The organism is Xanthomarina arctica (assembly GCF_014638915.1).
Lineage (GTDB): Bacteria > Bacteroidota > Bacteroidia > Flavobacteriales > Flavobacteriaceae > Xanthomarina > Xanthomarina arctica.
In genome coordinates, this window is sequence record NZ_BMFQ01000001.1 from 954579 (window position 1) to 965658 (window position 11080).

General features: G+C 32.2%; 9 protein-coding genes. 6 read left to right on the forward strand and 3 right to left on the reverse strand.

What is annotated here, in order from left to right; genetic code table 11:
* The first annotated feature begins 182 nt into the window (after nt 1-182).
* Nucleotides 183-1136, forward strand: a complete 954-nt coding sequence (locus IEV77_RS04145; protein ID WP_229736571.1) for a sensor histidine kinase — start codon at nt 183-185, stop codon at nt 1134-1136.
* Entirely contained in the window at nt 1133-1831 is a 699-nt protein-coding gene (locus IEV77_RS04150; RefSeq protein WP_229736572.1) for a LytR/AlgR family response regulator transcription factor, read from the forward strand. Before IEV77_RS04145 ends, IEV77_RS04150 begins: the two co-directional genes overlap by 4 nt.
* 66 nt (nt 1832-1897) lie before the next feature.
* On the opposite strand, the gene IEV77_RS04155 is transcribed toward IEV77_RS04150, so the two are convergent.
* Nucleotides 1898-4021 carry a S46 family peptidase gene (locus tag IEV77_RS04155; RefSeq protein ID WP_188462129.1) on the reverse strand — a complete coding sequence of 708 codons (2124 nt, stop codon included), beginning with the start codon at nt 4019-4021 and terminating at the stop codon, nt 1898-1900.
* A gap of 96 nt (nt 4022-4117) precedes the next feature.
* Here IEV77_RS04155 and IEV77_RS04160 point away from each other — a divergent pair, with 96 nt between their 5' ends.
* A complete protein-coding gene (locus IEV77_RS04160; protein ID WP_188462131.1) occupies nt 4118-5260 on the forward strand; it encodes a methionine aminotransferase in 1143 nt (380 codons plus the stop codon).
* Between the two features lie 9 nt (nt 5261-5269).
* Nucleotides 5270-6049, forward strand: a complete 780-nt coding sequence (locus tag IEV77_RS04165; RefSeq protein ID WP_188462133.1) for an amidohydrolase — start codon at nt 5270-5272, stop codon at nt 6047-6049.
* On the opposite strand, the gene IEV77_RS04170 is transcribed toward IEV77_RS04165, so the two are convergent.
* Both IEV77_RS04170 and IEV77_RS04175 read right to left on the reverse strand, forming a co-directional pair.
* A complete protein-coding gene (locus IEV77_RS04170; RefSeq protein WP_188462135.1) occupies nt 6041-7648 on the reverse strand; it encodes an Ig-like domain-containing domain in 1608 nt (535 codons plus the stop codon). The two genes, IEV77_RS04165 and IEV77_RS04170, sit on opposite strands and share 9 nt — an antisense overlap.
* A 58-nt stretch (nt 7649-7706) precedes the next feature.
* A complete protein-coding gene (locus IEV77_RS04175; RefSeq protein WP_188462970.1) occupies nt 7707-8384 on the reverse strand; it encodes a ComF family protein in 678 nt (225 codons plus the stop codon).
* 165 nt (nt 8385-8549) lie between these two features.
* On the opposite strand from IEV77_RS04175, the gene IEV77_RS04180 reads away from it, so the two are divergent.
* Entirely contained in the window at nt 8550-9434 is an 885-nt protein-coding gene (locus IEV77_RS04180) for a DUF8428 domain-containing protein (protein ID WP_188462137.1), read from the forward strand.
* 63 nt (nt 9435-9497) lie between these two features.
* Nucleotides 9498-11036: a glycine--tRNA ligase gene (locus tag IEV77_RS04185; RefSeq protein ID WP_188462139.1), complete on the forward strand. Its 1539-nt coding sequence runs from the start codon at nt 9498-9500 to the stop codon at nt 11034-11036.
* Nucleotides 11037-11080: the final 44 nt, after the last annotated feature.

Below are 11080 nucleotides of genomic sequence, written 5' to 3' on the forward strand. Positions count from 1 at the left end.
ATAATATATTGAGAACTAATAATCTGTATTTTCAACATCTTTAGATATACCAACGGATGATTTTGAAGTATAAATGGTTGTTTGCAACACTATTTGTGGTTTTTATACATAATTTTTGATGGAATAAAGAATTCTAATTACTTTCATCAAAACATATCATTCGTTTGAGACCCTTAAAAAAATTGACTTCACAAATATTAGTTCACATCCTGTTTTGGATGTTGTTTGTATTTGTGTCTTTATTTATGTTTTCGGAATATTATTGGCGAGAAAATCCCTTTTTACAATATGTGGCCATTCTGGTAACCATTGTTTATGTCAACAACTTGTTGCTATTGCCATTTTTTATAAAAAAACGACTTTACATTTTGTATGTTTTTGTGTTCGCTGCCATTTCCTTTTTTGCAACACAATTGTATTGCAACGTCTTTGCACAATGCGGTTGTTCAATCATGAAATGCCTCAGCGATTATCTTTGGCAAACTTTAGTGCCACTAATTTTTTTCTCTTTTATTTGGATGTTGAATCGGTTTTTAGACAAACAAGATGAAGTAGAACAAGTAAAGAAAGAACACTTGGAGATGGAGTTGAAATTCTTGAAATCTCAAATTAATCCGCATGTACTTTTCAATAATTTAAATACCATTTATTCTTATGCATTAGAAAAACCAAATGAAGCGCCAGAGCTTATTTTAATGCTTTCAGATAATTTAAAACACGTGTTATATGAAAGTAATGCTGAAACCATTTCATTAGAAAGGGAAATACAATTTATTGATAATTACATGACCTTTCAAAGTATTAGAACCGAAGGAGTGAAAAACATTCAATACAGTAAATCTATTGAATCGAATAATTTATTAATCGCTCCTTTGTTGTTAATTACCATTATAGAAAATGCTTTTAAACACAGTACATTGAATAGTGATATTTTTGTTGAAATTAAAGAAGCAAATGGTATTTTGGAATGTATTTGTTCAAACAATTTTGATAAGGATAAAACGACCAATGAAGATTTTAAAATAGGATTACAAAATCTTGAAAAACGATTGAAACTTATTTATATGGATACCTACAGTTTGGATTTTTCGAAAAATGACAAGTTTAAGGTATATTTAAAATTGAAGCTCCAATGATGACTTGTATTATTATAGAAGATGAAATTCCTGCTCAAAAAATTCTTAAGAATTACTTAGGAAAACTTCCTAATATGGAACTGCAAGGTGTTTTTAAAGCCGCAATTGAAGCCAATAGTTTTTTAAATAATCATACAGTTGATTTGGTTTTTTTGGATATTAATTTACCAGATATTTCTGGAATAGATTTTATAAAAACGATTAAAAATCCGCCAGCAATTATCATGACTACTGCTTATCCAGATTATGCAGTTAGTAGTTTTGAGTTGGAGACTATTGTTGATTATTTGGTTAAACCTTTTTCTTTCGATAGGTTTCTTAAATCCATTAACAAGGCAAAAGAACGAATTGAAAAAACAGAGAAAATATCTGAGAATGGCCTTGAAGAAATTCTATTTCTAAATGTAGATAAAACACTTCATAAAATTGAAACTAATAGTATCGTTTACATTGAATCTAATAGGAATTATATCACCGTTATTACAGACAATAAAAAATTATCATATATAGATTCTTTAAAAAACTGGATTCAAAAATTACCAAATAATCAATTTATTCAAGTCCATAAATCTTTCATAATAAATAGGAAATATGTTGAAAAAATTTCTGGAAATGAAATTTATGTTCAAGGCAATAGAATTCCAATTGGTAGAACCTATAAGCAAGAATTATTAAAACAGTTGAAGATTATTTAAAATAAAAAGACCTGCCAGGTTTTAAAAACCTCGCAGGTCTGATAGAATTATCAATTTTTGTCTAAACTATTTCTTTTTCTTTCCTTTAGCTTTTGATTGCTCCTTTTTCTTTGGGTGAACCAAGGTCATTTCATCAATCAAATGTTTTGCGCCAGCATAGTTATCTACTATAAATAACACGTAACGTAAATCGACCATGATGTTTCTGCAAATTTCTGGATCGTAATACATGTCACTCATGGTTCCTTCCCAAACTCTGTCGAAATTTAGACCTACTAAATTTCCATAGGCATCGATAGCAGGACTTCCTGAGTTTCCTCCAGTAGTATGGTTAGTTCCTAAAAAGCAAACCGGTACTTTTCCGTTAGCATCTGCATAAGGGCCATAATTTTTTGATTCGTATAATTCAATCAATTTTTGTGGTACATCAAACTCATAATCTCCTGGAATGTATTTTTCAATAACACCATCCAGATAACTTACCGGAGAATAATAAACGGCATCTCTTGGCGAGTACCCTCTTACTTGACCATAAGTAACACGAAGTGTGCTGTTGGCATCTGGATAGTATCTAGCGTTTGGCAACACCTCCATAAGCGCTGTCATATACTCTGTTTGTAAGGCAGTAATTGGTTCGTTCTTAGCTTGGAATTCTGGGTTAATGGTGTTGTAGAATTCCTCAATCATAGGTTTTGCATAAACGTATGCTGGATCGTTGTTAAGGTTTTTAATGACTTCTTCTGGAGTACCTTGAAACAATTCTAAAGCTGTAACGATGTTTGTTAATGCCGTTTGGTCATAAATGGAGGCATCGATGTTTTTAGAATAAAAAGGCATCACATTTTCAAACACACCTTTATCAACATTAACATCATAATCTTTATGGATTCCTGTTAATGTTCCTTCCATTGAAGCTTTTGCTTTATCGAAACTTTCTGGATTTTGAGCCACAGCTTGTTCAAATTGATAAGCTCTAAAAGTCATGTTCATCAATTCGTTTGTAACCAAAAAGACTTCAATAAAGTTTCTACGTTTGATGTTTACTTCTTCGAAGTTTTCATATAACACATCAAATTCTGGAAGGATGTTTCCGTATTTATCTTCAAGACCTTGTTCTTTTAATGCTTTTGTGAAAGTGGCTTCAAATTCACGACGTTCTTGAATGGCATTACTTTTTTCAATGCCTAAGTTTTCACCAATCCATTTTTTCCAAGCATTTGCAATTCTAGCTTGTTTGGAAGCATATTTAATTCTAATCTCGTCACTAGATTTCATATTGGCGTCGATCACTTTTAAGGCCGCTTCACGAATAGCAATATTGCTCGGGTTGTATTCTGTAGTAATTTGTTCTATAGCAACAGCAGGTAAATACTCGTCTGTTGTTCCAGGGAAACCGAAAATCATGGTAAAATCACCTTCTTCAACACCATCTAAAGAAATTGGTAAAAAGTGTTTTGGAGTGTAAGGCACATTGTCTTTACTGTATTCTGCAGGACGATTATCTTTATTTGCATAAATTCTAAACATCGAAAAATCTCCTGTATGTCTAGGGAATACCCAGTTGTCTGTATCAGAACCAAATTTACCAATACTTGTAGGTGGAGCTCCAACCAAACGAATATCGTTAAAACGTTCTGTTACAAACAGAAAGTACTGATTGCCTTTATAAAATGATTTTATTTTAGTGTCTTCCCAAGCTTCTTTTTTAACTGTAGCCTCAAAAGTATTAGAGTTTTTAGAAATTAGAGATTGTTTTTCCTTTTCAGTCATATCTTCTGTAACTCCATTTAAAACTTGAGTTGTTACATCTTCAATTCTAACAATAAATTCTATATATAAACCTGGATTTGGAAGCTCTTCTTCTAAATTCATAGCCCAGAAACCATCTTTTAAATAATCGTTTTCTAAGGAAGAATGCGATTGAATCTGGCCAAAACCACAATGATGATTGGTAAGCACCAAACCTTTTGGGGAAATAATTTCACTGGTACAACCACCATTAAAATGTCCAATGGCATCTTTTAAACTAGAGTTGTTTACATCATAAATATCCTTGGCTGTTAGTTTACTTCCAAGATCTGTCATTTCTTGCTCGTTCATGCCTTCTAAAAGCGAAGGAATCCACATGCCACCTTGTTGTGCCGACACTTGAAGCGTGATAAAAAGTAATAGAATTTTTAAAAATTTCATAATCAGTTAATTTAGTATTCCCCAAAGATAAAAAACCAAGATATAAAAGATGTTAAAATGACTTAAATTTATCGGTCTATCAAGTATCTTTATGGTATGAAGCACCTTTCTAAACTGCCAAATATTGAAACCACTATTTTCACGGTTATGAGTGGCTTGGCTAATAAACATCAAGCCATTAATTTATCGCAAGGGTTTCCAAATTTTAAAAGCGACCAAAAACTAATAGATCTAGTTTCTAAAGCTATGAATTCGGGTTTTAATCAATACGCTTTAATGCCTGGGAATATGGAGTTGCGAGAAGCTATTTCTAAAAAGTTTGATTTGCTTTATGGAAATTCTTACCATCCAGAAACTGAAATAACCATTACTGCTGGAGCAACTCAGGCTATTTATGATGTTATTACTGCTTTTATTAGAGCTGAAGATGAAGTCATTATTTTTAAACCAGCTTACGATTGTTATGAACCTTCAGTCTTAATTAATGGAGGAAAACCCGTTTCTATACAATTAGAATCTCCAAATTATCAAGTGAATTGGGAAGAGATGAAGCAGAAAATCACCTCTAAAACGAAGATGATTATCGTCAACACACCACATAATCCAAGCGGGACTATTTTGAGTAAAACAGATATGTTGCAACTTCAAGAAATAACTAAAAACACCAATATTATCGTGTTAAGTGATGAGGTTTATGAGCACATGGTTTTTGATGATGAAAAACATCAAAGCGCCTGTTTGTTTCCAGATTTAAAATCACGAAGTTTTATTGTGGCTTCTTTTGGAAAAACCTTTCATAATACAGGTTGGAAAACCGGGTATTGTTGTGCGCCAAAGGAGTTGATGGAAGAGTTTCGGAAAATCCATCAGTTTAATGTTTTTAGTGTGAATCACCCAGTTCAAAAAGGCTTGGCAGATTATATGCAAGATCCAAATACCTATCTAGAATTATCAGGGTTTTTTCAGGAAAAAAGAGACTTGTTTTTAAGTCTGATTAAAGATTCCAAATTTAAATTCAAGCCCTCTCAAGGCACCTATTTTCAGGTGTTGGATTATTCAGGAATTACTCAGGAAAACGATGTGGATTTTGCCAAACGTTTAACTATTGAAAATGGTTTGGCATCCATTCCTCTTTCGGTGTTTAACGAGAATAAATTAGATAATAAAGTCTTGAGATTCTGTTTTGCAAAAACAGATGAGACTTTAAAGAAAGCAGCAGATATTTTAAACAAAATTTAGTTTTTTAAAATGCAAGATCAATTAAAAATAGCGCTTATTCAAACCGAATTGTTTTGGGAAAATCCAAAGCAAAATAGAATTCATTTTACTAATAAAATAGAATCCATTTCAGAATCTGTGGAACTTATTGTGCTTCCTGAAATGTTTACTTCTGGATTTACTATGAATCCTAAAAAAGTTGCTGAAACGATGTTTGGTGAAACCGTTGTTTGGATGCAGGAAATGGCTATGCTAAAAGAAACGGCCATCATGGGAAGTATGGTTATTTCTGAACATGGCAATTTTTATAATAGGTTATTGTTTGTTCATCCAAATGGTATTATTGAAGCATACGATAAAAAACACACTTTTACACTCGCTGGTGAAGACAAGGTTTATACTGCTGGTAAAACAAAATTGTTGGTTACTTACAAAGGTTGGAGAATTTGTCCGTTGGTTTGTTACGATTTACGCTTTCCTGTTTGGGCAAGAAACGTGGAAGATTATGACCTCTTGATTTATGTTGCGAATTGGCCAAAAGTTAGAATTACAGCTTGGAAATCACTCTTAAAAGCTAGAGCTATTGAGAATATGGCTTATTGTGTTGGCGTTAATCGCATTGGATTAGATGGCAATAACCATGAATATTCTGGGCATTCGGCTGTTTTTGATGTTTTAGGAGAAAAAATAGACCATATTCCAGACAACAAGGAAGCTATTGAAATAATAACCTTAAGTAAATCCCACATTAAAACATACAGAGAAAAACTCAATTTTTTAAACGATAAAGACGCCTTTAAATTAGAGTAAGGTAAAATCGATAATTGGATCCCAGTTGGCTCTTACTTCTACCTGTTCAGGAAAATAACTAATTTTTTCAGGTTGTTCCTTTTTAAGGAAATTACCAGAGTCAAATAGTTTGTTTTTATTAGTATCGTGTACCACTCGTAAATAATATTTATCAGGCTTCACGTATTTAAAGTCTATAGGTTCTGGTTTGTCACTATATTTTTCTACTACAACGATACCTTTTGCATCTGTTAATTGAACAATTACAGGATAATTTACATTTTTTAAGTTCACCCTAACATTTCCGAAATCTGCAAATGTTCTCGTGCTTACGTTATAATTTAATGTGTCATTTTTATTTTCAAAAAAATCTGTAAAGGCATCTGGCAATACTTCAATCTTATATTTGTTGCTTTCAGTTTTATCAAAAATCAGGGAGAGAGCGTTGTTTAAAGTATCTAGTTTGGTATTAAATTTTACCTCTGTTGAATCTTTATCTCTAATAGAAATTCTTTTGGTTTCTATTTTGTCAAATGGAATATTCCCCGAAATTTTAAAATCTTCTTCAAAACCTATGGTGCTACTTGGAGAGGCTTTAATAATTAAAGTATCCCGTTTTTGCTCGCTAATTTTAACTGTAAAATCTTGAGAATAATTAATATTAGTAACATTAAAAAGTAAAGAATCTGTTTCAGTAAACCGTGGTTTGTACCAATAATTCAGAGAATCTGTTTTTGCATCTTTAGTAACGCGATGTCTAAATTCCATTATAGTGTCGGATAGAATCCGGATTTTCATTTTTTCATAATCACCTTCAAATCCAAAAGCAATTTTTTCACCTGAAATTAAACGCGGACTAACAATTTTTGGGTCTGCTGCTTCTTTGAATAATTTAATAGTATAAAGCGTGTCCTTAGGAACGGAAATAGGAGTCTTCAAAAATCCAATCTTATCACTTCGTTGTTGGTATTTGCTATCTTGATTTTCGTCTTTTAAGGCAACCAACATGTATTTTCCAGCTTTAATGTTATCTATAGAAAAAGTGGTTGTGCTATCTAACGTGTTGGTTAAGTATTTTGGTTGCTTTTTGTAAATGGTCGAGTCTGTATAGGTTGAATCCATTTCGTAAAGCATCACAGATACATATTCGTCAGGTTTTTGCAAGGTGGCATCCATAATATGACCTTTTACAGAAAGTGAATCTATGTAGCTTCCTGTTGAAAATACATATCTGTAATACGGATATGGATTGCCTTCACTATTATCTACAATGCTGTTTCCAAAATTAAAAGCATAAGTTGTATTCGCTTCAAGTGTGTCCTTAATTTTAATGGTTATGTATTTGCTAGCCGAACTTTGAGGCATTATTTCTGGCGCAGGATCCATTGGAGGCGAGACAATTAACTGTTTTTGAAGATTTTTAATCTTAATATATTCGTTAAACGTAATCCTTATTTCGGTTTCTTTAAAGTTTGTTGAAAAATTCTCAGGCACTGATTTTACAATTACAGGCGGTGCTATATCTTTATCTCCTCCATTTGGTCTTCCTTTATTGGCGCAATTGGCTAAAAGGAAGCAAAATAAAATAAGAAATAAAGATTTATAAAAAGCGTGATTCATTTTTCATTATTAAATTAGACACAAAGAAACAATATAATTCCCATTCATAAAACTATCCTTAAGCGATTGCCATGGCAACGATACTAATTTTAACATTAGGTGCTTGGTTTAAAACAGAAATACAAGCTTCCATAGTTGCTCCAGAAGTAATAATGTCGTCCACCAGAAGAATGTGTTTATTGGAGATTTTTTCTTTATTTTGAATTGTAAAAAGTTCGTCGTTGTTAATCCACCTGCTAAATCTGCTTTTATTAACTTGAGATGCCGTGTTGGTGACCTTTATAAGGACATCGTCATAATAGTTGGTATTAAGTTGTTTTGCAATCTCTTGTCCAAATTTTGCTACTTGGTTGTAACCTCTTTTTCGTAGTTTCTTTTTATGAAGCGGGACAGGGATTACGGCATCAATAGTTTGATAGGCTTCTATCTCCTTCAATTCTTCCCCAAGCCAAGTTCCTAAAAACATACCAATGTCTTCATAACCTTTATATTTTAAATTGTGGATAAGCGTTTGAGTAATCCCTTTTTTTTCAAAACGGAGTAAAGCAGTAGCGTGTTCTATTTTTGCACGACCGTAAAAAGTTTTTAATACGAAATCGTCGTTATCGAGATGATAATTGGTTATAGGTAAATTGTGCCTGCAATCTGTGCAAATATATTCTTCGTTGTCGCTTAACTGAAATTGACAAGCATAACATACTTTTGGGAAAAACAAGTCTAAAACCGATTGAAACATCTTCATTAAAATTAAACATCCTAAAGATATTAATAACATTTTAACCTTTAATCGTATTTTTTGTAAACAATTTAGAACTTTAACAAATTTTTTATCACTTTATCGATTAAAATAAAATAACACAATCATAATGTATAGTTTCGCAGAGTAAAATTATATATTAAGATGATAGTTAACCCTCAATTATTTAACTACAGATTAATTATAGGTACATTGGTAATAGCAATTGTTGTTTTAGGGTCTTATAGCTTCTCAAATTATCAAACTCTTAAAAATCATGAAGAATTCCTTAAAATGGAATCTTTACTTGTTCAAAATGAATTGAATGAAATGATAAAGAGTTATGACGCTGTAAAAGTGAATAGCAATACCATTGAATTAGAATTAGCAGATATTAAAACAGAACTTTCAACTGTTTTAGACTCTTTGTCGATTTTTAATACGGATGTATCCATAATTTCTAAGTACAAAAAACAAGTAGCAGGTCTTTTATTCGAGAAAAAACGACTTTACGCTAAAGTAAATTTATTTGAAAAACAGCATGAAACACTTCAAGAAGAGTTTCTGTCTATGTCTCAAAGATTTAGTGAGCAGCAGACTTATTTTGATATTCTAGAAAATGAAAATCTAAAACTTTCACACGAAATCAAAAAAATTACATCAGTTTCGGCTAAAAACGTTAATGCGGTAGCTTTAAGTACTATTAGTCCCATTAGTGATGTAAAGACCAATAAAATAAAAAAATTGGATCATATTGAAGTTTGTTTAACGCTTTTAAGCAATGAATTTACCTCAAAAGGCAATAAAAATATTTTTGTTCAACTTATAGGTCCAGACAATCAATTGGTAGTCGAAAGAGGGCATGTAAAATTCAAGGATATTGCTTTCGATTATAGCGGTATGACCGTTGTTAACAATACTTACGACAATATTGATGTCTGTACAAAAATTAATGTTGAATCCAAATCAAAATTAACAGAAGGCACCTATAATGTGATTGTTTATAACGATGAGCTAGAAATAGGAAAAACACAAATAGAACTTAATTAACTAACCAATTATATTTTTTGCAAAACCGTTCCATTAGTTGGAACGGTTTTTTATTTTTGCAGTATGGCAAACGAAGATCAATTTAAAAAAGTAATCTCTCATGCAAAGGAGTATGGTTACGTATTCCAGAGTAGTGAAATCTATGATGGACTAAGCGCAGTTTACGATTATGCTCAAAATGGAGCAGAATTAAAGAAAAACATTCGTGACTATTGGTGGAAAGCAATGGTCCAGATGAATGAAAATATTGTAGGTATCGATTCTGCAATTTTCATGCATCCAACTATCTGGAAAGCTTCAGGTCATGTCGATGCGTTTAACGACCCTTTAATAGACAATAAAGATTCTAAAAAACGCTATAGAGCCGATGTTTTAATTGAAGACTATTGCGCGAAAATAGAAGGTAAAATAGATAAAGAAGTAGCCAAAGCTGAAAAACGTTTTGGAGAGGCTTTCAATAAGGAAGAATTTGTTTCTACAAATCCTCGTGTTGTAGGATATCAGGAAAAAATAACTGAGATTCTTGCCAGAATGGGAAAATCTTTGGAAGCTGAAGATTTAGTAGATGTGAAAGCTCTTATTGAAGAATTAGAAATTGCAGACCCTTTAACTGGTTCTAGAAACTGGACAGAAGTGAAGCAGTTTAACTTGATGTTTGGAACCAAACTTGGTGCTAGTGCAGAGCATGCAATGGATTTATACTTACGTCCAGAAACAGCACAAGGTATTTTTGTAAACTTTTTAAATGTTCAGAAATCGGGACGTATGAAAATTCCTTTTGGAATTGCACAAACCGGAAAAGCGTTTAGAAACGAAATTGTTGCGAGACAGTTTATTTTTAGAATGCGTGAGTTTGAACAAATGGAAATGCAATTTTTTATTAAACCAGGAACACAAAAAGAATGGTTTGAGTATTGGAAAGAAACCCGAATGAAATGGCATTTATCTCTTGGTATGAACGCAGATAATTACCGTTTTCACGACCATGATAAATTAGCTCATTATGCTGATGCCGCAACAGATATCGAGTTTAAATTCCCTTTCGGATTTAAAGAATTAGAAGGAATTCACTCGAGAACCGATTTCGATTTAAAACAACACGAAGAATTTTCAGGTAAAAAACTGCAGTATTTCGATCATGAAGATAATGCGAGTTACACACCTTATGTGTTAGAAACATCTATCGGTTTAGACAGAATGTTTTTAGCTGTTTTTTCAAATTCTTTAGTTGAAGAGGAATTAGAAAATAACACCACAAGAACCGTTTTAAAATTACCTGCAGTTTTAGCTCCTGTAAAAGCGGCTATTTTACCATTGGTTAAAAAAGATGGTTTACCAGAAATTGCAAGGCAAATTTTTGAAGATTTGAAATGGGATTTCAATGTGGATTATGATGAAAAGGATGCTGTTGGAAGACGTTATAGACGTCAAGATGCCAACGGGACACCATTTTGTATTACTGTAGATCACGATACTCTGGAAGATAATACTGTTACCATTCGTCATAGAGATACTATGGAACAAAAACGTGTGAAGATTGCAGATTTAAAAGATATTATAAAAGCTGAAGTTGATGTAAAGCATTGGCTTCAAAAAATGTAAAATTCCAAATGTCACACTGAGCTTGTCGAAGTGCGACTTGAAGA

Coding starts and splice junctions, on each gene's coding strand:
- IEV77_RS04155 (WP_188462129.1), bottom strand. CDS start 4,021: ATGAAATTTTTAAAAATTCTATTACTTTTTATCACGCTTCAAGTGTCG.
- IEV77_RS04150 (WP_229736572.1), top strand. CDS start 1,133: ATGATGACTTGTATTATTATAGAAGATGAAATTCCTGCTCAAAAAATT.
- IEV77_RS04175 (WP_188462970.1), bottom strand. CDS start 8,384: ATGTTTCAATCGGTTTTAGACTTGTTTTTCCCAAAAGTATGTTATGCT.
- IEV77_RS04170 (WP_188462135.1), bottom strand. CDS start 7,648: ATGAATCACGCTTTTTATAAATCTTTATTTCTTATTTTATTTTGCTTC.
- IEV77_RS04185 (WP_188462139.1), top strand. CDS start 9,498: ATGGCAAACGAAGATCAATTTAAAAAAGTAATCTCTCATGCAAAGGAG.
- IEV77_RS04160 (WP_188462131.1), top strand. CDS start 4,118: ATGAAGCACCTTTCTAAACTGCCAAATATTGAAACCACTATTTTCACG.
- IEV77_RS04180 (WP_188462137.1), top strand. CDS start 8,550: ATGATAGTTAACCCTCAATTATTTAACTACAGATTAATTATAGGTACA.
- IEV77_RS04165 (WP_188462133.1), top strand. CDS start 5,270: ATGCAAGATCAATTAAAAATAGCGCTTATTCAAACCGAATTGTTTTGG.